Origin of the sequence: Vibrio sp. Of7-15, assembly GCF_022347565.1 — a bacterium.
Taxonomy (GTDB): Bacteria; Pseudomonadota; Gammaproteobacteria; order Enterobacterales; family Vibrionaceae; genus NORP241.
Genome location: NZ_JAKRGH010000002.1, coordinates 421,290 through 441,731, shown reverse-complemented (window position 1 = coordinate 441,731; position 20,442 = coordinate 421,290). Strand labels below are relative to the sequence as shown.

Genomic DNA, 20,442 nt, shown 5'->3' with positions numbered 1-20,442 from the left:
TACTCACCTTTTTCGCTAAAACTGAATCCATAATTACCCTTCAACCACTTTCATCAGCAACGAACCATCAAACATGGCCTGTTTCACTAACGCAGCTCCCGGCATGGTCGCTTGAGTATAAAAACGACTCTGTTGCAAAATCAGATCATCATTATAAACAGGCAAAGATTGAGTACGGATGCATTCTTGAATGGCTGGGTACAAGATTGAGCGAGCTCGGTTAATCTCACCGCCGATCAATATTCGTTCAGGATTAAACAAGTTGACCATAATAGCAATGGCTTGCCCTAAGTGATGCCCCAGCTCCGTCACCACTCTCGCCGCTAGCGCATCCCCTGCTACCGCCGCATCACACACAGATTCAATCGTGATTTCTTGCTCCGCAAGTACAGTAGGATGCCCTTCATTAATCAAAGAATGTACTTGTTCACAAATGGCCTTTGAACTTGCTACCGTTTCTAAACACCCGTTGTTGCCACAGTGGCACCGCTTACCAAATGGTTTAATTTGTATATGGCCAAGCTCACCAATATTACCAATTCTTCCCTCTAGTACTCGGCCATCTAAAACAATTCCAGCTCCTACACCGTGATGAATAGAGATCAAAATAGAGTTATCGACTCCTTGAGAATTACCAAAAAGCTTCTCGGCCAAAGCCCATGCACGTGTATCGTTACCAATAAACACTGGCAATCCAGTGGCTTTATGAATTTCTGGGCCTAAAGGTAAATTACTTACGTCATAGTGCGGCATTTGAACCACAACACCATCAACTGAATTAATTAACCCAGGCAAAGAGATCGCAATGCTAGTGACTCGATCTAATTTATCTGCATGAGCTTGAAAAAACTTATCGATTTCAGCCAATAACTTATTAAGCACTTCTTCTTGACCACGTTCATCAATGTCCTGCCTTTCTTCAACAAGAATAGTGCCACCCAGATCATGTAAAGCGATGGTGAGGTAGCCACGCCCTAAGCGCATTGAAAGAAACTGCCATCCTTCATTATCTGTTTGAAGGCCAATTGCAGGGCGACCACGACTATTTGCTTCTTGAAACTGCGTTTCTTTGATAAGGTGTGCGTCGATCAGCTCACGTGTAATTTTAGTAATACTTGCAGGAGCTAATTGACTTATTTTAGACAACTCAATGCGAGAAATAGGGCCTAGCTGATCAATACATTTATACACCCGCCCTGCGTTTATTTGTTTTATATGGTCGATATGACCTGGCTGGGCTACGAACATTGCTTATCTCCAGAGTTCAAAGGCTCTATAGTTATTTTGGCTCTGAATTTTTTTACTTTGCGAAGTAATTGTGAAGTTAATTCTATAAAGTACGTGACATGCATCACGTTGAGTGTGAATTAAAAGCAATATTTGAGAGGTAATACCTCTTTAGGCTAATAAGCGAACAGACTTTTTTATTTCAATGAAAAAAATACCCAAGACAGAGGAACACCGTGTACAAAGTTAATGAAGTGTTTGAAACCATCCAAGGTGAGGGTTTCTTTACTGGCGCACCCTCCATTTTTGTTCGATTACAGGGCTGCCCTGTTGGCTGTGCGTGGTGTGACACCAAACAAACATGGGATGCTAATCCTATTGATCACGCTTCATTAGCTGATGTATTAGCAAAAACAGAAGATAATCCACAGTGGACAAACTTGGACTCTGACGACGTTGTAAAGCTTCTGCAAGATCAAGGTTACACAGCCAAGCACGTTGTGATTACTGGTGGAGAGCCGTGTTCATACGATTTAATGCCGTTAACTCAAGCACTTGAAACTGCAGGTTATCAGTGTCAAATTGAAACCAGTGGTACCTTCGACGTTCTAGCAACAGACAATACTTGGGTCACAGTCTCACCAAAGATCAATATGAAAGCCAAAATGCCTGTCATTGCTCAAGCGCTAGAACGCGCCAATGAAATCAAGCACCCTGTTGGCACGCAAAAAGACATAGACCAGCTCGATGAACTGCTAAAAGACAAAACCCTACTTCCTAACGTAATGATAGCCTTGCAGCCAATCAGCCAAAAGCAACGTGCGACAGAGTTATGCATTGAAACCTGTATTCAACGTAACTGGCGCTTATCAATCCAAACACATAAATACTTAGCCATCGCCTAATAGATAACCTTTGATTGATCCAAATCGCTTTTTAACTAAATTAAGGCGGTTTGGCTTCTCACCTTGCTCTCTCTTTTCTTATTCGCGCTATTTTTCCTTATTTCTCATCTGCCTACTTGATAAATCAAGCTACTGCCATTATTGATCTAAAGGGCCGCTCTTTAATCTACCTTTGAATGTAATCACTCTTCGTTTTTCATTCTAAACTTGATTAAGAACAGAGTTGTGCTCTATGCATGTAGTAAAATTACGTAATAAATGTAAAAACAAATTTAAATTTGGCTCAAAGTTTTTGAACCATTCTTGACGAAAAGTTTGAATCCTCAATTGGAGTGACGCATGTCTACAAAACTACGACGTACAAAAATTGTAACTACACTAGGTCCAGCCACTGACCGTGATAATAACTTAGAAAAAATTATTGCCGCTGGTGCCAACGTAGTGAGAATGAACTTTTCACATGGTAGTGCAGAAGACCATATTGCTCGTGCAAAACAAGTCCGTGAAATTGCGGCAAAACTGGGAACACATGTCGCTATTTTAGGTGATTTACAAGGCCCAAAAATTCGTGTTTCAACATTCAAAGATGGCAAAATACAGTTAGCTATTGGTGATAAATTCACTCTAGACAGTGATTTACCAAAAGGAGAAGGTAACCAAGAGTGCGTTGGCCTAGATTATAAAGAACTACCAAAAGATGTTAGCTCTGGCGATATTTTATTACTGGACGATGGCCGCGTACAACTGCGTGTTACCGCTGTAGAAGGCAATAAAGTGCACACTGAAGTCACAGTGGCAGGCCCTTTATCTAACAACAAAGGCATCAACAAAAAAGGCGGTGGTTTATCCGCTGACGCCCTAACAGACAAAGACAAGCAAGACATTATTACTGCGGCATCAATGAAAGTAGATTACCTTGCCGTATCTTTCCCACGCAATGGCGAAGACATGCATTACGCGCGCCGTTTAGCACGCGACGCTGGCCTAGAAGCGAAATTGGTCGCAAAAGTAGAACGAGCTGAAACCGTGGCGACCGAAGAAGCATTGGATGATATTATCCTTGCCTCTGATACTGTGATGGTTGCTCGTGGTGATCTCGGTGTAGAAATTGGTGATCCAGAATTAGTGGGTGTTCAAAAACAATTAATTCGTCGTGCTCGTAGCCATAACCGTACTGTGATTACAGCCACTCAAATGATGGAATCGATGATCACTAGCCCAATGCCAACACGTGCAGAAGTAATGGACGTGGCTAATGCCGTACTTGATGGTACTGATGCAGTAATGCTTTCTGCGGAAACGGCTGCTGGTGACTTCCCTGTAGAAACGGTTACCTCCATGGCAGAAGTGTGTATGGGTGCAGAAAAAATGCCATCCATCAACGTGTCGAACCACCGTATGGATCGTGAATTTGAGTTACCGGAAGAAACCATTGCTATGGCAACCATGTTTGCAGCGAACCACCTCAAAGGGGTAAAAGGCATGGTGACGTTAACCGAATCGGGCCGTACACCATTAATGATGTCTCGTTTAAGCTCTGGTCTTCCGATTTTTGCGCTTTCTCGTAATGAAGGAACACTAAACCGCGCTGCTCTATTCCGTGGTGTAACCCCTGTTTATTTCACAAGCGATGCAGACTCTGGACTACCATCCACCCATAAAGCATTAGAGACATTAAAAGAACAAGGTCTTCTGGACAGTGGCGATATGGTGATCATTACACAGGGTGACGTAATGGATACCATTGGTTCTACGAACTGCATGCGTATTGTTACTGTTAAATAATTTTTCAGCCTATCAAAACACATAATGAAAAGCCGCGAGCAATATAATGCCGCGGCTTTATTTTTGCTGAATATTATTAAAACTACGCTTTAAGCCAACCATTAGCCACCGCTTCTGAAATCAACTGCTGTGCTTTTTGCCACAACGTTTCTGAGCCTGCTTCAATTTTTTTATTAATCGTTAATGCTTGCTGAGAAGTAACCCCATGCTCTATCCAGCTCTGACCTTGATTATGATAATTCAATAGCATGGGAATAAGTCGGTCTAACGCTTTGCCAAATTTAGCTTCTGGGGTTTGTGCTTCTTCAAACTCTAGCCACAGCGCCAGCAGTTCATCTCCTTGCTCTTTTGGCAACAAGCCGAATAAACGGTGCGCCGCTTTTAACTCTCGCTCAGCTTGATCTTTTGACGCCTGTACGTCGTATACAAAGGTGTCACCCGCATCAATTTCAACCACATCATGCAAAAGCAACATTTTTACGACTTTGGTAATGTCTACAGGTTCATTAGCGTGCTCTTCCAGCAATAGAGCCATTAATGCGACATGCCAACTGTGCTCAGCACTGTTTTCTAATCTTTTTTCCGCACTCACAACTCGTGTTCTTCTCAGAACGGACTTTAGTTTATCCAGCTCCATTAACAATGTTAGCTGTTGTTCTAGTCTTTCCATTTCCTTGCCCACCTTTGCCTAAAGTCTCTTGTCCCTTGCTTTATTCTTGCCAGTCACTGTTCACAAGTGCCGTAAGAACATGGTCTTCCCATTGGCCATTAATAAACAAGTAATCTTTAGCCAAACCTTCATACTCAAACCCCGCCGCTTCAAGTACATTACCGCTGCGCTTATTTCTAGGAATGTACGCCGCCATGATCCGGTGTAAATTTTGCTCTTGAAACAGCCACTCGTTTGTTTTCATCAGGGCCCGGCGCATAATGCCATTGCCTTGCATTTCTTCATCCAGTGAATAGCCCACATAGCATGCGTGAAAAGGGTGACGAACCAAATTGCTATAACTAATGGTGCCAATCACTTCATCACTGCCTGCTTGCTGAATGATAAAGTAATACGCCAGATTAAGTTGATGTAATTCAACCAACTTGATCAGCCTCTGCCGCCAGCCCGCTGAAGTATAAAAATCTTCCCCTCTCACTGGCTCCCAAGGCGATAAGTGTGATTTATTTCGATAAAAATACTGAGAAATAACACTACTGTCGGATTGCTCGGCAGGACGAATGATCAAATTATCAACAACGAGGTAATTTCTTTTTGTCATATCCATACGTGACACAGTTACATCTTTTTAATTTCTTAAATTGAACATAGCAAAACGAGCCCAATTCTGAGCCCGTTTTTATCAAAATAGAGACCGCTTACCGTCGACCAATACTGTACTCACGCAGCTTATTCGCTATCGCAGTGTGCGACACATTTAAGCGTTTCGCTAATTTTCGCGTGGAAGGGTACGTTTGATACAGATTTTCAAGGATTCCGGACTCATAGCGCTTCATGATGTCATCTAACGAACCATCAATGTTTGCTTCAGGCATCGCCACTGCCATATCTGCTTTTGGTAGCTCAATCAATGACGCATCTAGCGTATTGCCATCGACCTGAGTCATCGCGCGTAAGATGGTGTTTCTTAACTGTCGCACATTCCCCGGCCACACATACTGGCTTAATAACTCAATAGTAGCTTCAGGTACTGACGGCTTCATCACTTTTAACTCTTGAGCAAATTGGGCAATAAATAAATCCAGTAACGCGGGAATATCACTCACTCTGTCTCTTAATGGCGGAATGGTTAACGACAACACATTCAAGCGATAGTACAAATCTTCTCTAAATGAGCCTTTATTTATCAGCTCACTTAAATCTTTTTGAGTTGCGCCTATAACGCGCACATCAACATGAATTTCTTTTTCTTCCCCTACACGGCGGAACGTACCATCTTGCAGTAAACGCAGTACTTTGATCTGCAAATGAGGGCTCATTTCACCGATTTCATCTAAGAAAACCGTACCCCCATCAGCTTGCTCAAAAATACCCTTCTTACCTTCTTCATTATTTTGGAAAGCACCTGGCGCATAACCAAATAATTCCGTTTCCGCGACATCATCGGGCATGGAGGCACAGTTAACCACTAAAAAATCGCCATCACGGTGGGAGCGGTTATGGCAAGCTCTCGCCAGCATTTCTTTACCCGTTCCCGTTTCACCTTGGATCAATAAGGGTTGATCAAGCATGGCCAATTTTTTCGCTTGTGAGATAAGCTGCTTGTGACGGTTTGAACTACCCACAAAATGCTCAAAGCCATGAACGCTATCATCTGGTAAAGACGGTGCCATTGCCTTCGCTTCTGATACCGATTTTAAAAGCACCACGGCACTGGCTAAAACAGACGTATTGCTGTCATCGGTAATGTAAACGGGCATTACTTCCATCAAGTAATCCAACCCATTCACTACTATGTTCGACTTTTGACGCGCTTTACTCTGCTCTAACCAGCGAGAAAAGTTAAAGTGCGGTAGCAACGCACTCGATGATTGCTCCATCATCTGCTCATGTGAAAGGTTGAATAAAGACAACGCTGCATGGTTAGCAATTTCAACTTTGCCATTTAAATTAAATGAGAACACAGGATCAGGTAGTGTAGTCAGTAATGCTCTTAGCTCAGTGTGCTCACGTTCACTTGGCATAAACTGGATCTTACGAACGTCTGTTACCCCAGAAATTCGGCGGATTTGAGCCATTAACTCTCTAAACTGTTCGAATTCAATTTCAGGGCAATTTAGGTATATTTTGCCACTGGTATCAATTTCAATACCGCGCAAGTCAATATGTTGAGTTGCTAAGATATCCAGCAATTCTCGTGTTAGACCTAAACGGTCTTCGCAAAATACTTCAAGCCGCACATTATTTTCCTTTGACGTCAGCACACTAGCGTGGTCATTTTAATAAGAATAGTATTCAAAATTTGAATGTGTCATGAAAAGTTGACACTTCGCTATAGTGCGATAAGAGCTGAACTTCGTCAAGATTTGAAAGACGGATACACAAAGCCCAGATTACTTTTTATCCATAATCTGGGCTCTAAGGCAGAGATATAAAAAACTCTACTTGGATTAGTTATTTTTCGAACTTAATTGTGATAATAAACTCTTTCTTACTTCACTCAATTTTGGCTTATTGTTATTCATCCAAGGTAATGGGCGCACCAACGCAATGGCTTTTAAACCAAGGCGAGCTGTCAGTAACCCTACTCCCACACCTTGTGCAGCTCTCGTTGATAAACGTCCTGCTAAGTCCATCGATAAGAGATCCATGCCTACATCGGCTACCACTTCCGAAGCGCCAGCTAATGCCATGTTCGTCAGCACCAACTTTAATAAACGAATACGAGACCAATACCCTAGTTCTACACCATAGACTTTAGAAAGTTGTTCTATCAGCTTTAAATTACGCCATGCCACCAGCAGCATGTCTACCGTGGCTAATGGACTCACAGCCACCATCAGAGCAGCTTCGCTGGAATACTTACCTACTAAAGCTTTGGCTTGCTTATCTTGATGAGAAAGCACCATTTGATCATACAACTCTAAAACTTCAGTATCATTATGAGTCGCAGCTAAAGAGTGCAACCAACGATCATATCCTGGGTGCTCAGTGCTTAATCCACTTTGTTTGGCCAATGCAACACAAAAAGGCTTCCCCTGTCCTATTCCATTCATATCCACTAATTTGGCCGCTTGCTCTTGCTGTGATATGCGTTTTTTCAGTGTTCTTAATTTCAGCCACTCTTTTGTCAGCGCCCCAACCCCCATTGTGGCAACAAAAGAAAGTAAACCAGCCCACCCCAACGCAAGCCAATCACTTGCCAGCCATTCGTTATACACTTGATCTACCGACTGCCACAGAGCTAATCCACCAAACGCCGCCAGACCAAATAAAAGAGATCGCCTTTTACCTGTTGGTTTCGTAAGCTCTTTTGTCAGGTCTTGTTCTATATCTGATTCACTTTCTGCCTGAACAGGCTGAGGTAAGAACTCATCTTGTTGCTGAAACTGGCGTTGAAGAGTTAACTCTTGCTCCTGATTCAGTGCTGATTCCTGAGTTTGCTCATCCGCTTCTGTAAAAATACGCTTTGATTTTAATTGGCTCATACTAATTTATCTCCTAGTAGGAACTGTAACGCTTTATCCATTCGGATATGAGGTAAAGGCTCATCGCTTTCATTGTCCAGTGGCCTGAAGTTAATAAAGTCAAAACTGTTTTCTTGCCAAAACTGTTCATTGGGTAAACGTTTGGGCACCTCACCCGGAAATAAGGTCATGGCATTGCCATCAAAATCATGACCACGTAAGGCCGGGATATTCTCCCCGCCAGAATGAACAAAGCCGGGGTTAGTCGCTTGAATCGACGACAAACTCATACAATCCATATCGATGCCTTCAAACGCGGCGGTTTGCCACGCTTCATGAATCATTTGCTGCAACAAAGCCACTAAATTAGGGTGCTGCTCTGGCGTAACATGATCGGCTTTTGTCGCGGCAAACAACACCTTATCAATACTTGGGGCAAATAAACGACGAAGCAGGGAACTGCGGCCATATTTGAAACTTTGCATTAACTGATCTATCGCCAATCTCATGTCGTTAAACGATTCAGGCCCCGCGTTCAATGGCTGTAAGCAGTCTACCAACACAATTTGACGATCAAATGTCGAAAAGTGTTCTCGATAAAACGCCTTAACCACTTTCTGTTGATAATATTCATACCGTTTCTTCAGCATGACAAAGTTTGATTCTTCATTCGCCTGAGAAAGTTCATGCTCAGAATATTTGTCTAGCCATACAAACGGAAAAAACTGCAAGACCGGCGCACCCGCTAATTCACCCGGTAAAACAAATCGCCCCGGTTGTACCCAATGTAATCCTTCTTCATTTTTACATTGGTGAAGGTATTCAGTGAAAACACCAGATAACTCTGCAATTACACGCTCGTCTGCGGGCGCAAACGGGTCAAAATCCGCCGCTTTATCGAGCCACTCTTGAGCCAACTTCTGGCGTGTGCCCACTAAAATTTGGGCTTGTTGTTTAGACCACGCTATGAAGTCCATGTCCAGCAATGGCAGATCCAATAGCCACTCCCCAGGGTAATCGACAATATCAACGTACAGAGTCGCGGTATCTTGGATCAGCTTCATCGGCCCTTTCGACGGTTTATAACGCAGTGCCATCCGAATTTCACTCACATCTTTGGTTGGCGATGGCCATGCAGGTGGTGTAGACAGCAAAGATTGCATGCCTTCATCGTAACCAAAACGAGGGACACACAAATCAGTTTGAGGCACACGTTTAGCGCCTAATAAACAACCATCACGCACAGCAGAAAATAAAGGCAGACGAGGATTAGTACCAGAATGGAGTAGCTGATTTACTAAAGAAGTAATGAATGCCGTTTTACCTGCTCTAGATAACCCGGTCACCGCTAAACGAACATGGCGATCCATCCCTCGGTTTACCCATTTATTCAACTCACTACCAATACGATTCATAGCTTTTCCTGACTGATTCATTTGCTAAAAGTAATATACCCAAGTGAAGATTAACTCATCATGAACAAAGGCTTCATCTGCCCAGTATGATTATGTCCATTACTGTGCATTTATCTATTAAGTAAATAACACAAACAAAAAATGCCGATGTAAATCGGCATTTATCAAAGTATCTGTTACAGCCTAAAGGTGTTTAAACTCTCTATTAACTTTAAATGAAGAAGAAGTCACGTACGCTTCCATGTCACGCACTTTATTTTCCATTTCTCTAAACTCGCCATCGAGCTGTTTAAGCAATTCACCAGGAGCCTGACCAGCCTGCCATGGCTTATTTTTCATTTTATGGCCACGCACAAACGAGGCTTGTTGAACATGCTCGATAGGCACTTTATCTAAAAATAGACACGCAGCGAGGTAAGCCATTACAACCAACAACCCACCGCCCAATAAAAACGCCGAAACCACTAAGATTCTGACTAACCAAATTTCAGCACCTAAGTAAGCAGCAAACCCAGCACACACACCACCAAGCTTACCGTTACTAGGATCACGGTAAAGTCCTTCTGCCATTAACGTTGCCTCCATTCTGGAACTTCTGCATCAAGAATTTTTTCTAAGGTCGCCACACGTTTTTGCATGGTTTCCGCTTTAGCAACCAACTCTTGTAACTGTTCCATTTCAGGGCCGCTTAAACCAGCACCGGTTCGGCGCTTACTTCGGTAGTGAAGTATTAACCAAAGTGGTGCCACAAAAATCATAAATACAATCAGTGGTACTCCGATAAATGCCATCGACATTCTTTCACTCCTTTTCTGCGCCTAACTATTTAATACGGTTATGATTTATCTTTCATGTTTTCTTTTAAACGAGCAAGCTCTTTTTCAATATCATCTTGCGCTTGCAGCTCTGCAAACTCTTGCTCTAGTGATTTAGATTTACCCAAACCATAGCTGTCAGCTTGAGATTCTAGCTCATCGATGCGGCGTTCATATTGATCAAACTTCGCCAATGCTTCATCAGTTTTACCTGAATCTAACTGACGACGAATATCACGACGGTTACCCGCAGCTTGACGGCGAATCACAAGTGCTTGCTGGCGTGCACGTGTTTCATTTAGTTTCGTTTCAAGCTCAGTGACTTCACTGGTTAATTTCTGAATTGTCTCTTCTACTAATGTAAATTCCGCTTGTAGGCTTCCAAGTACATCTTGTAGCTTTTGTTTTTCAATCAGCGCAGAACGTGCAAGGTCTTCACGGCTTTTTTGCAATGCAAGTGTGGCTTTTTCTTGCCAATCTTCACACTGAGCTTCCATCGCACTAATGCGGCGAGATAGCTCTTTTTTATCAGCTAGCGCTTTTGCTGAAGTAGTACGAACTTCAACCAATGTGTCTTCCATCTCCTGAATGATCAGACGGATCATTTTTTCAGGGTCTTCTGCTTTATCGAGCAGTGATGTCACATTAGCATTTACGATGTCTGCAAATCGAGAAAAAATACCCATAATCCTACTCCTTCGTAGTTTTGTCGTTAGTTATTGTGTTCTTGACTATAGTTATATCAGGTTCCATGCCAACTTTTAAAATCGTTAATTAACAATAAGTTAATCAAATCAGCATTAATAGTAGACTTATGATATGATTAATTTCACCACTTTTTGGCGAGATTAACCAATGAGAAAACCTGAGAACTTACTAGGAGAATCCGAATCTTTCCTTGCCGTTTTAGATCAAGTATCCCGACTAGCCCCTATTGAGCGCCCGATTCTGATTCTGGGAGAACGAGGAACGGGTAAAGAGCTCATCGCACGGCGCTTACACTACTTATCCAAACGCTGGAATGAACCACTGATCAGCCTAAACTGCTCAGCATTAAGTGAAGGACTTATCGATTCCGAACTGTTTGGTCATGAGTCAGGCTCGTTTACAGGCTCAAAAGGTCGCCATCAAGGCCGATTTGAACGTGCTGAAGGTGGTACGTTGTTTCTTGATGAGCTGGCCACCGCTCCGGCTGGCGTGCAGGAAAAGCTTCTCAGAGTGATTGAATACGGTGAATATGAACGTGTCGGTGGCACAAAAACCATTAATGCTGATGTTAGACTGATTTGTGCCACGAACGAAAATGTCGCAGACTTAGCTAATTCAGGCCGCTTTCGAGCAGACTTACTCGATAGACTCGCTTTTGATGTGATTCACCTGCCACCGCTTCGCCACCGACAAGCTGATATTATGTTGTTAGCCGAACATTACGCGATGCAAATGTGTCAAGAGCTTGGCCTAACCTACTTTGCTGGATTCAGTACCAAGGTCACTAAAGCGTTAGAAACCTACTCTTGGCCGGGTAATATACGTGAGCTTAAAAATGTCGTTGAACGTGCTGTTTTCAGACACAGTACCAACACAGGTGAAATTGAAGATATCGACTTAGATCCCTTCACTGCACCTTGGCACAATACCTCACCAGCGTCTTCACCACCGAGTGCTAACGCCACACCTAATCACTCCTCTACGCTGCCAAGTTTACCGACTAACTTGAAATCATGGTTGCAAGAACAAGAAGTCGAAATGATTCAAATGGCCATGTCTGAAGCAAAATTTAATCAACGTAAAGCCGCTGACTTACTCGGTTTAAGCTACCATCAACTAAGAGGCATATTAAGAAAGCATCATATTGTGGGTGAAAATGAAGATTCCGCATCCAATTCTTAGCCTCTTTTTACAAATAATGCTCTACAAAGGACTATTTATAGAGCATTTACTTATTTAACCGATACTTGTTTGGTAGCACTCGGAGAAAAGTGGTAAATTAAAAGACTTATTTTTCAATCGATAGCCGTCGTTATGAGCGCATTAATACGTTTACTAGTGGCCAGTTTTGGGGTCATTGCACTTACTGGGTGCAATGACGTAGAGCAAAACCGCGATATTCGCCAACAAGGCTTTGTATACTGCGGGCAAGGTAACCCAACGACTTTTAACCCCCAATTGACCGATGGTGGTATCACAGTAGAAACTCTTGGAGCCCAGATCTTTGATCGCCTTCTAGAGCTGGACCCGGTCAGCCATCAGCCAATGCCAAACCTTGCGAAAGGCTGGTCTGTAAACGAAGAAGGAACCGTCTACTCATTTACTTTACGTAAAGGAGTGGAGTTCCAAAAAACACAGTGGTTCACTCCAACCAGAACCTTAAATGCTGATGACGTGGTATTCAGCTTTGAGCGTCTAATTAACCCAGATAATGCCTATTATCATGTGGGGAATACTCGCTATCCGTGGTTTGAAAGTATTGATTTCAAAGGCTCAGTGGCGGAGATTAAAGCCATTAGCAGCCATGAGATCGAATTTCATCTCACTCGCCCTGACAATACGTTTTTATCCAATATCGCCACAGGCTATGCTGTCATTCATTCCAAAGAGTACGCTCAAAACCTGATTGCCGCTGATCGTAAAAACTTTCTTGATAGTCATCCCGTGGGCACCGGTGCATTTTACTTAGAAGAATATCAATCTGGTGATTTAATCCGTCTTAAACGTCATTTGTCCTACTGGAGAGGCATGCCGCCAATGGAGCAGATCGTTTTTGATATTTCTTCTCGTGGCACAGGAACATTGGCAAAATTCCTCAGTGGGGAGTGTGATGTACTCTCGGCTCCTGTAGCGAGCCAATTGCCAGCAATTACCAAAGAACGCAAATTTAACCTAGAAGCACAAACAGCAATGAACGTAGCTTTCATTGCGTTAGATACCAATCACAAAGCCCTGAAAGACCCTAGAGTCAGAAAAGCGCTGAATCTCGCCATTAACCGAGAAAATATCTTAAATTCGGTTTACTACGGCACTGGAACCCAAGCTCGAACCATTCTCCCACCTAGCTCTTGGGCATATCAGCAAGACAGCATTCAAATTCGCTATGACATGAAACTCGCTCGTGCACTGCTTGCTGAAGCGGGCTATGAAAGTGGCTTATCACTGACCATGTGGGTGCCTTTAGAATCACGTCCTTATAACCCAAGCCCAAGAAAGGCAGCTGAACTGATCCAAGCTGATTTTGCTGATGTGGGCATTGAATTAGAACTCGTCACCCAAGACAGGTTTGAGCGTACTCATTTATCCGATGAGAATCGAAGCGATTTAATCTTAACAGGCTGGATAGCCGATAATGGTGACCCCGATAACTTCTTACGCCCATTACTGTCGTGTAATGCAAAGCAGGCCGGATTAAATGTCGCCATGTGGTGTAACCCTGATTTTGATACCCTTCTTGATTTAGCGCGAGAAACCAATCAGCTACGCCACCGACTAAACTTATATCATCAGGCACAAAATGTGTTGAATGAGCTCATGCCTATCATTCCTATCGCGCATGGTATTCAATACCAAGCAAGCCACCAATCTTTGCAAGGCTTTCAAATGAGCCCATTTGGCACTCGCTCTTTTTCACAAGTATACCGGAGCGAATAAATGTTATTTATTTATACCATTAGACGCTTAAATTTATTCTTAATTACGCTGACCATTTTGACGGTCATTGGTTACAGCCTACTGCGTTTAGATACCACTGCGATGTGGGTACAAATGCCATTTTTTGATGGTTGGTTACTGTATTTAGAACAGTTATCTATAGGCAACCTTGGCGCGAATCAGCAAGGGGAACCGATTTTATTTGAAATCATGTCTGTATTCCCCGCCACACTGGAACTGTGCTTTTTTGCTATGATTCTCTCTTTACTGGTAGGTATCCCATTAGGGACAGTTGCTGGTATGAGACAAGGAAAATTTTGGGATACCGTTATCTCATCCACTGCACTTCTCGGCTATTCCACGCCTCTGTTTTGGATTGCCCTGCTTTTCATCATGTTCTTTTCATTGCACCTTGGCTGGTTACCCGTCGCAGGGCGCTATAGCTTACTCTACCAAATTGAACCACAAACAGGGTTTGCCATCATTGACGTATTTCTTTCCGATAAGCCCTATCGTTCAGAAGCTATACAAAGTGTCTTGCAACATTTAATCCTTCCCACTTTAGTATTGGCCCTAGCACCAACAACGGAAGTGATTCGCATGATGAGAGCATCAGTTGCTGATGTCATGACAAAAAACTTCATTAAAGCAGCACAAACCAAAGGTTTATCTAAATTTGAAATTGTTATGCGCCACGTACTAAGAAATGCCCTGCCGCCAATCATTCCAAAAGTAGGCATTCAACTTTCAGGCATGCTGACCTTTGCCATTATTACCGAGTCTATTTTTAACTGGCCTGGAATTGGTCGCTGGCTGTTAGATGCCATCGCAGAACAAGATTATGTTGCTATACAAGCCGGTGTGATCACCGTTGCTAGCTTTGTTCTTATTGCCAATATTTTATCAGATCTCGTCGGTGCACTTGTTAATCCACTGGTAAGGAAAGAGTGGTATGCTATCAAATAACGTTTATCAAGAATCCCGTATTCCAACCCAGATCGAACGTTTCTGGAATAGCTTTCGCGCCAACTCCTTAGCCATGTTTGGGTTTTGGTGCTTGATGCTACTGATCATCTTAACTGCCGTTTCACCATGGATTTCACCTTACGATCCTCAATGGCAGTCTGGACACTTACTTATGCCACCGTCGTGGGATCCAGCAGGGCAAGTTGAGTTTTTCCTAGGCACTGATGACTTAGGCCGTGACATTTTATCGCGGTTAATTTCAGGCTCTCAGCTCACTTTTGGCTACGCTCTATTGGTTGCGTTTTTATCTGCATTTATTGGCTGTCTTATTGGCGTTTTTGCAGGAATGACGAGTGGCTTAACATCCAGCGTGCTTAACCACTTACTTGATACTGTCATGTCGATCCCTTCCCTATTGCTTGCCATCATAATTGTGGCGTTTTTAGGACCAGGTGAGATGAATATCTTACTCGCGATTTGGCTAGCGCTTATCCCACGCTTTATCCGCTCTGTTTATACCGCTGTTCACGACGAAGTGGAAAAAGATTACATCATTGCTGCAAGACTTGATGGAGCGAACGACTTTTATCTATTGTGGCACTCCATTTTGCCAAACATCCTGACCGTCATTGTTGCGGAAATCACCCAAGCCATTTCTGTCGCGATTTTAGACATCGCCGCACTTGGTTTTCTAGGCTTAGGCGCACAAGCTCCAAGCCCTGAGTGGGGTGCAATTCTTGGCGACTCCGTGGAGCTGATCTACCTCGCTCCATGGACAGTGACCTTACCGGGCTTAATCATTATGTTTAGCGTTGTAATTGTAAACTTAGTGGGCGATGGCCTGCGCCAAGCACTTAATGCAGGTACGGAATAATGCCTTTACTCGATATACGCCACCTAACCATTGAAATAGATACACCTCATGGGCGTGTTAAAGCCGTTGACCGCATGAGCTTAACCATAAACGAAGGTGAGATCCGAGGTTTAGTGGGAGAATCTGGCTCCGGAAAAAGCTTGGTAGCTAAAGCCATTGTAGGAGTCACCAAAGATACTTGGCGTGTCTCTGCTGATCGAATGCGTTTAGGAAACATCGATTTGCTGAGCCTTTCAGCAAAAGAGCGACGCCGAATTATTGGCCGCGAGCTTGCTATGATTTTCCAAGAGCCTTCAAGTTGCCTCGATCCCTCTGAGCAAGTTGGCTACCAACTGGAAGAAACCATTCCTTCAAATACCTTTACTGGTCACTGGTGGCAACGCTGGCAATGGCGTCGTAAACAAGCCATTGCCCTACTCCATAAGGTCGGTATTAAGGATCACCAACGAGTCATCAACAGTTACCCGTATGAGCTAACCGATGGTGAATGCCAAAAGGTCATGATTGCTATGGCTATTGCTAATAAACCCCGTTTATTAATTGCCGATGAGCCAACTAACGATCTTGATCCTATTACTCAGTCGCAAATTTTTAAGCTGTTAAGCCGCATGAACCAAAATAACAGCACGACGATCCTTTTGATCAGCCATGATTTAACCACGGTAACTCAATGGGCTGACCGAATTACCGTTATGTATTGCGGCCAATCCGTTGAATCAGCTGGCCGTAAACAAATTCTAGAGCAACCTAAACACCCATACACTGTGGCATTGCTGCATGCGATGCCTGATTTCAGCCAAGGCATTCCCCACAAGTCCAAGCTGGAATCCCTACCGGGCTCTATTCCACCGCTTCAGCACTTACCAATTGGCTGTCGTCTTGGCCCTCGTTGCCCTTATGCCCAGCGAAAATGTGTTGAAGTTCCTTTTCGCCGTAACGTAAAAGATCACAAATTTAATTGCCATTTCCCACTGAACTTTGAGGAGAAAAAACATGACCGCTCTGCTTGAAGTAACAGATCTGAAAAAAGACTATAAGTACCGCACAGGCATTTTTACAAAGCGTGTCAAAGAAGCGGTAAAACCCGTCTCTTTTCAGCTAGAAGTAGGGCAAACTGTCGGCTTTATTGGTGAAAATGGCTCAGGTAAATCCACATTAGCTCGAATGCTGGCGGGAGTGGTTGAACCCTCTCAAGGGATCATTAAAGTAAATGGTGAAGTACTTGAACATAAAGATTACAAAACTCGCTGCAAGCTGATCAGAATGATCTTTCAAGATCCCAACACTTCTCTTAACCCTCGTATTCAAATTGGTCGAATTTTAGAAGGACCTCTAAAACGAAATACCAATATGACACCGCAAGAACGTGAGCGTCGTGTGAAAGAGACACTAAAAAGAGTTGGTTTACTGCCAGAACACGCTTACTTTTACCCTCAAATGTTAGCAACAGGCCAGAAACAACGTATTTGCTTGGCTCGTGCGCTCATTCTTCAGCCTTGTATCATTGTGGCCGATGAAGCGTTAAATGGGTTAGATATGGCAATGCGCTCTCAGATCATCAACCTATTCTTAGAGCTACAAGAAGAAATGGCGTTGTCCTTTATTTATGTGTCTCAACATATTGGGGTTGTTAAACACATTACTGATAAAGTGATGGTAATGCATGAAGGCTGTGTGGTTGAGAAAGGCCCAACAGACCAAGTGTTCTCTGATCCTCAGCACACCATTACACAGCGTTTGATTGAGTCTCACTTTAATGCGCCAACTCATGACAGAAGACTTCGTGTCAATCGAGCAACCCCTAAAATCGTCTGTTAACTCTATTCTTTAACACCCTACTCTAAAACAACACGCAATAAAAAAGCTCGGCCATCAGACCGAGCTTTTTAGTATTTATCGCTATGACAACAGAATTAACCGATGTGAGTCACGCCACCCATGTATTTACGTAATACTTCAGGGATTTCGATGCGACCATCAGCTTGTTGGTTGTTTTCTAAGATAGCAACCATAGTACGGCCAACCGCTAAACCTGAACCGTTTAGAGTATGTACTAGCTCTGGTTTCTTCTCGCCTTTACGACGGAAACGCGCTTGCATACGACGAGCTTGGAAATCCCACATGTTAGAACATGAAGAAATTTCACGGTAAGTCTCTTGTGCAGGAACCCATACTTCTAAGTCGTATGTTTTTGTTGCACCAAAGCCCATATCACCTGTACACAGAATCACTTTACGGTAAGGAAGCTCTAGAAGTTGTAGAACTTTCTCAGCATGGCCTGTTAGCTCTTCTAACGCCGCCATAGAATCTTCTGGTTTCGTAATTTGTACTAGCTCAACTTTGTCGAACTGGTGCATACGAATAAGACCACGAGTATCACGACCATAAGAGCCTGCTTCAGAACGGAAACAAGGTGTGTGAGCTGTCATTTTCAGAGGCAGATCAGCTTCATCTGAAATGGTGTCACGTACCATGTTAGTTACCGGCACTTCTGCTGTTGGAATAAGTGATAGTTTCTTAAGAGGAACATCACTTACTTGCTCAGTTAGCGGACTTGTGTGGAATAGATCTTCACCAAATTTAGGTAACTGACCTGTACCAAGTAAACTATCTGGGTTTACAAGGTACGGTACATACATTTCTGTATAACCGTGTTCGTCACTGTGCAGATCAAGCATGAATTGAGCTAAAGCACGGTGTAGACGAGCAAACTGGCCTTTCATTACGATGAAGCGTGAACCTGAAATTTTAACCGCACTTGCGAAATCAAGGCCACCAGACAGCTCACCTAAATCTACATGATCTTTTACTTCAAAATCATAAGCTTTTGGTTCACCCCAGCGAGAGATCTCAACGTTCTCATCTTCATCTTTACCTGTTGGTACAGAATCATCTGGTAAGTTTGGTACTGTTAACGTGATGTCTTCAAGCTTAGTTTGAATTTCAGCTAACTCTGCTTTCTTGGCATCTAGATCGCTACCTAGGGTACCAATTTGCTTTTTAATCTCTTCAGCGCCTTCTTTGTCACCAGCCGCCATTTTTTGGCCGATTTGCTTGGAGATGGAGTTACGCGTGGATTGTAAATTTTCAACTTCTACTTGAATGGACTTACGTTGTTCTTCAAGTTGACGAATTGTCTCTACGTCTAAGGTAAAACCTCGACGCTCTAATTTTGCAGCTGTTTCATCCAGCTCAGTACGAAGTAATTTAGAATCCAGCATTGCTAATCCTATGCTTTTTAGTTGTGAAAAAACGCGTTAGCTTCCATTTTTTATCAGAACTACGCGTATTGGAATATTTACTTGGGTAACGATAACGAAAAGACATTAGTTTTCATAGCGCTTTTGTGGGCTTTTTGTGTCTAAATCCGCCAGATAATCTAACTTTTCGCTGATCTTAGTTTCTAAACCTCGATTAGTCGGGAAATAATAGCGCGTTTGTTTCATTTCCGGTGGGAAATAATTCTCACCCGCCGCATATGCTCCAGGCTCATCATGAGCATAACGGTACTCCTGACCATAACCCAAATCTTTCATCAAAGAGGTTGGCGCATTACGTAAATGCACTGGCACTTCATAATCAGGCGAATTATGTGCGTCAGTAAGGGCTTGCTTCCAAGCGGTATACACTGCATTACTTTTAGGCGCGCACGCCAAGTAGACAATGGCCTGAGCAATGGCTCTTTCGCCTTCTGCGGGCCCGACTCTAGTAAAACAATCCCAAGCAGACAGGGCGATTTGCATGGCTCTAGGATCGGCATTTCCGATATCTTCAGAAGCAATAGCGAGCAAACGTCTCGCTATATATAACGGGTCGCACCCGGCACTTATCATACGTGCAGCCCAATAAAGAGCGGCATCAGGATTAGAGCCACGAATAGACTTATGCACGGCTGAAATTAAGTCGTACCACATGTCCCCTTTGTTATCGAAACGCGCGAGCTTTTCACCAGCCACTTCAGCTAACAGTTCAAGCGTGATCACCTTTTCACCAGAATCATTGGTTTCTGCCATGTCCACCAGCAGTTCAAGGTAATTCAGTGACATACGTGCATCACCATTAACCAGCTCAGCTAAGCGTTGTTTCACTTGCTCAGGAAACAGCAGAAATTCTTTACCTAAACCACGCTCATCATCTGAAATGGCTTGTTCAATCACCTGTTCAATATCACTTTGAGCTAGTGATTTCAGCTTGTATACCCGAGCTCGTGATAACAAAGCGTTATTAAGTTCAAAAGAAGGGTTTTCCGTTGTCGCCCCAATGAAGGTAACGGTACCGTCTTCAATATGAGGCAAGAATGCATCTTGCTGGCTTTTATTAAAGCGATGTACCTCATCCACAAATAAAATCGTGCGTCGCCCAGTCAGCTTATTCTCGCGCGCTTTTTCAATCGCAGCTCGAATGTCTTTCACACCCGATGTCACCGCAGACACTCGCTCAACTTCAGCATTTGCATAATTAGCAGCTACTTCTGCTAGGGTGGTTTTCCCGGTTCCAGGAGGCCCCCATAAAATCATAGAGTGTAACTGGCCAGCTTCCAATGCACGACGCAGAGGCTTCCCCGGCCCTAATACATGTTGCTGACCAATGTATTGCTCAACCGTTTGTGGACGCATACGAGCAGCAAGAGGACGAAAGTCTTCATCAGAAGAAAAATCTAAACTGAAGTTACTCAC

The 20,442-nt window shown here is 43.4% G+C and carries 19 protein-coding genes; 8 read left to right on the top strand and 11 right to left on the bottom strand.

The window, feature by feature from the left end:
* Positions 1-33 precede the first annotated feature (33 nt).
* Positions 34-1,248 carry an ROK family protein gene (locus tag MHO82_RS04555; protein ID WP_239182663.1) on the bottom strand — a complete coding sequence of 405 codons (1,215 nt, stop codon included), beginning with the start codon at positions 1,246-1,248 and terminating at the stop codon, positions 34-36.
* A 215-nt stretch (positions 1,249-1,463) separates the two neighbouring features.
* On the opposite strand from MHO82_RS04555, the gene queE reads away from it, so the two are divergent.
* Positions 1,464-2,132 carry a 7-carboxy-7-deazaguanine synthase QueE gene (queE, locus tag MHO82_RS04550; protein WP_239182662.1) on the top strand — a complete coding sequence of 223 codons (669 nt, stop codon included), beginning with the start codon at positions 1,464-1,466 and terminating at the stop codon, positions 2,130-2,132.
* Positions 2,133-2,471: 339 nt separating this feature from the next.
* Positions 2,472-3,917: a pyruvate kinase gene (gene pyk, locus MHO82_RS04545; protein WP_239182661.1), complete on the top strand. Its 1,446-nt coding sequence runs from the start codon at positions 2,472-2,474 to the stop codon at positions 3,915-3,917.
* A gap of 82 nt (positions 3,918-3,999) precedes the next feature.
* On the opposite strand, the gene MHO82_RS04540 is transcribed toward pyk, so the two are convergent.
* From MHO82_RS04540 to pspA, 8 genes are all read right to left on the bottom strand, one after another.
* A complete protein-coding gene (locus MHO82_RS04540; RefSeq protein ID WP_239182660.1) occupies positions 4,000-4,587 on the bottom strand; it encodes an HD domain-containing protein in 588 nt (195 codons plus the stop codon).
* 40 nt (positions 4,588-4,627) lie between these two features.
* Positions 4,628-5,188, bottom strand: a complete 561-nt coding sequence (rimJ, locus tag MHO82_RS04535) for a ribosomal protein S5-alanine N-acetyltransferase (protein WP_239182659.1) — start codon at positions 5,186-5,188, stop codon at positions 4,628-4,630.
* 97 nt (positions 5,189-5,285) lie between these two features.
* Entirely contained in the window at positions 5,286-6,827 is a 1,542-nt protein-coding gene (gene tyrR, locus MHO82_RS04530) for a transcriptional regulator TyrR (protein ID WP_239182658.1), read from the bottom strand.
* 210 nt (positions 6,828-7,037) lie between these two features.
* Positions 7,038-8,075 (bottom strand): TIGR01620 family protein, encoded by a 1,038-nt coding sequence (locus tag MHO82_RS04525; RefSeq protein ID WP_239182657.1) that lies wholly within the window; start codon positions 8,073-8,075, stop codon positions 7,038-7,040.
* Positions 8,072-9,469 carry a YcjX family protein gene (locus tag MHO82_RS04520; RefSeq protein WP_239182656.1) on the bottom strand — a complete coding sequence of 466 codons (1,398 nt, stop codon included), beginning with the start codon at positions 9,467-9,469 and terminating at the stop codon, positions 8,072-8,074. Before MHO82_RS04520 ends, MHO82_RS04525 begins: the two co-directional genes overlap by 4 nt.
* A gap of 183 nt (positions 9,470-9,652) precedes the next feature.
* Positions 9,653-10,039, bottom strand: a complete 387-nt coding sequence (gene pspC, locus MHO82_RS04515; RefSeq protein ID WP_239182655.1) for an envelope stress response membrane protein PspC — start codon at positions 10,037-10,039, stop codon at positions 9,653-9,655.
* A complete protein-coding gene (gene pspB, locus MHO82_RS04510; protein WP_239182654.1) occupies positions 10,039-10,266 on the bottom strand; it encodes an envelope stress response membrane protein PspB in 228 nt (75 codons plus the stop codon). The genes pspC and pspB overlap by 1 nt, the downstream gene beginning before the upstream one ends.
* 38 nt (positions 10,267-10,304) lie before the next feature.
* On the bottom strand, positions 10,305-10,970 hold the full coding sequence (gene pspA / locus MHO82_RS04505; protein ID WP_239182653.1) for a phage shock protein PspA: 666 nt from the start codon (positions 10,968-10,970) through the stop codon (positions 10,305-10,307).
* Positions 10,971-11,139: 169 nt separating this feature from the next.
* Here pspA and pspF point away from each other — a divergent pair, with 169 nt between their 5' ends.
* The 6 genes from pspF to MHO82_RS04475 all read left to right on the top strand — a co-directional run bounded on the left by pspF (position 11,140) and on the right by MHO82_RS04475 (position 17,584).
* A complete protein-coding gene (gene pspF / locus MHO82_RS04500; protein ID WP_239182652.1) occupies positions 11,140-12,174 on the top strand; it encodes a phage shock protein operon transcriptional activator in 1,035 nt (344 codons plus the stop codon).
* Between the two features lie 132 nt (positions 12,175-12,306).
* Positions 12,307-13,926: an ABC transporter substrate-binding protein SapA gene (sapA, locus tag MHO82_RS04495; RefSeq protein WP_239182651.1), complete on the top strand. Its 1,620-nt coding sequence runs from the start codon at positions 12,307-12,309 to the stop codon at positions 13,924-13,926.
* Positions 13,927-14,892 (top strand): ABC transporter permease subunit, encoded by a 966-nt coding sequence (locus tag MHO82_RS04490; RefSeq protein ID WP_239182650.1) that lies wholly within the window; start codon positions 13,927-13,929, stop codon positions 14,890-14,892. It begins immediately after the preceding gene.
* Positions 14,879-15,766 carry a putrescine export ABC transporter permease SapC gene (sapC, locus tag MHO82_RS04485; protein ID WP_239182649.1) on the top strand — a complete coding sequence of 296 codons (888 nt, stop codon included), beginning with the start codon at positions 14,879-14,881 and terminating at the stop codon, positions 15,764-15,766. Before MHO82_RS04490 ends, sapC begins: the two co-directional genes overlap by 14 nt.
* Complete coding sequence (locus MHO82_RS04480) at positions 15,766-16,776, top strand: oligopeptide/dipeptide ABC transporter ATP-binding protein (protein ID WP_239182648.1); 1,011 nt, start codon at positions 15,766-15,768, stop codon at positions 16,774-16,776. The genes sapC and MHO82_RS04480 overlap by 1 nt, the downstream gene beginning before the upstream one ends.
* Entirely contained in the window at positions 16,760-17,584 is an 825-nt protein-coding gene (locus MHO82_RS04475; protein ID WP_239182647.1) for an ATP-binding cassette domain-containing protein, read from the top strand. The genes MHO82_RS04480 and MHO82_RS04475 overlap by 17 nt, the downstream gene beginning before the upstream one ends.
* Before the next feature lie 95 nt (positions 17,585-17,679).
* Here MHO82_RS04475 and serS read toward each other — a convergent pair whose 3' ends face one another.
* Together serS and MHO82_RS04465 are read right to left on the bottom strand one after the other, a co-directional pair.
* On the bottom strand, positions 17,680-18,987 hold the full coding sequence (gene serS, locus MHO82_RS04470) for a serine--tRNA ligase (RefSeq protein WP_239182646.1): 1,308 nt from the start codon (positions 18,985-18,987) through the stop codon (positions 17,680-17,682).
* A gap of 105 nt (positions 18,988-19,092) precedes the next feature.
* On the bottom strand, positions 19,093-20,442 hold the full coding sequence (locus tag MHO82_RS04465) for a replication-associated recombination protein A (RefSeq protein WP_239182645.1): 1,350 nt from the start codon (positions 20,440-20,442) through the stop codon (positions 19,093-19,095).

Excerpts from the sequence above, each read along its gene's own strand:
- MHO82_RS04555 (WP_239182663.1), bottom strand. The coding sequence starts at position 1,248 with ATGTTCGTAGCCCAGCCAGGTCATATCGACCATATAAAACAAATAAAC.
- pyk (WP_239182661.1), top strand. The coding sequence starts at position 2,472 with ATGTCTACAAAACTACGACGTACAAAAATTGTAACTACACTAGGTCCA.
- MHO82_RS04540 (WP_239182660.1), bottom strand. The coding sequence starts at position 4,587 with ATGGAAAGACTAGAACAACAGCTAACATTGTTAATGGAGCTGGATAAA.
- rimJ (WP_239182659.1), bottom strand. The coding sequence starts at position 5,188 with ATGACAAAAAGAAATTACCTCGTTGTTGATAATTTGATCATTCGTCCT.
- MHO82_RS04525 (WP_239182657.1), bottom strand. The coding sequence starts at position 8,075 with ATGAGCCAATTAAAATCAAAGCGTATTTTTACAGAAGCGGATGAGCAA.
- MHO82_RS04520 (WP_239182656.1), bottom strand. The coding sequence starts at position 9,469 with ATGAATCGTATTGGTAGTGAGTTGAATAAATGGGTAAACCGAGGGATG.
- pspC (WP_239182655.1), bottom strand. The coding sequence starts at position 10,039 with ATGGCAGAAGGACTTTACCGTGATCCTAGTAACGGTAAGCTTGGTGGT.
- pspB (WP_239182654.1), bottom strand. The coding sequence starts at position 10,266 with ATGTCGATGGCATTTATCGGAGTACCACTGATTGTATTTATGATTTTT.
- pspA (WP_239182653.1), bottom strand. The coding sequence starts at position 10,970 with ATGGGTATTTTTTCTCGATTTGCAGACATCGTAAATGCTAATGTGACA.
- pspF (WP_239182652.1), top strand. The coding sequence starts at position 11,140 with ATGAGAAAACCTGAGAACTTACTAGGAGAATCCGAATCTTTCCTTGCC.
- sapA (WP_239182651.1), top strand. The coding sequence starts at position 12,307 with ATGAGCGCATTAATACGTTTACTAGTGGCCAGTTTTGGGGTCATTGCA.
- MHO82_RS04490 (WP_239182650.1), top strand. The coding sequence starts at position 13,927 with ATGTTATTTATTTATACCATTAGACGCTTAAATTTATTCTTAATTACG.
- sapC (WP_239182649.1), top strand. The coding sequence starts at position 14,879 with ATGCTATCAAATAACGTTTATCAAGAATCCCGTATTCCAACCCAGATC.
- MHO82_RS04480 (WP_239182648.1), top strand. The coding sequence starts at position 15,766 with ATGCCTTTACTCGATATACGCCACCTAACCATTGAAATAGATACACCT.
- MHO82_RS04475 (WP_239182647.1), top strand. The coding sequence starts at position 16,760 with ATGACCGCTCTGCTTGAAGTAACAGATCTGAAAAAAGACTATAAGTAC.
- serS (WP_239182646.1), bottom strand. The coding sequence starts at position 18,987 with ATGCTGGATTCTAAATTACTTCGTACTGAGCTGGATGAAACAGCTGCA.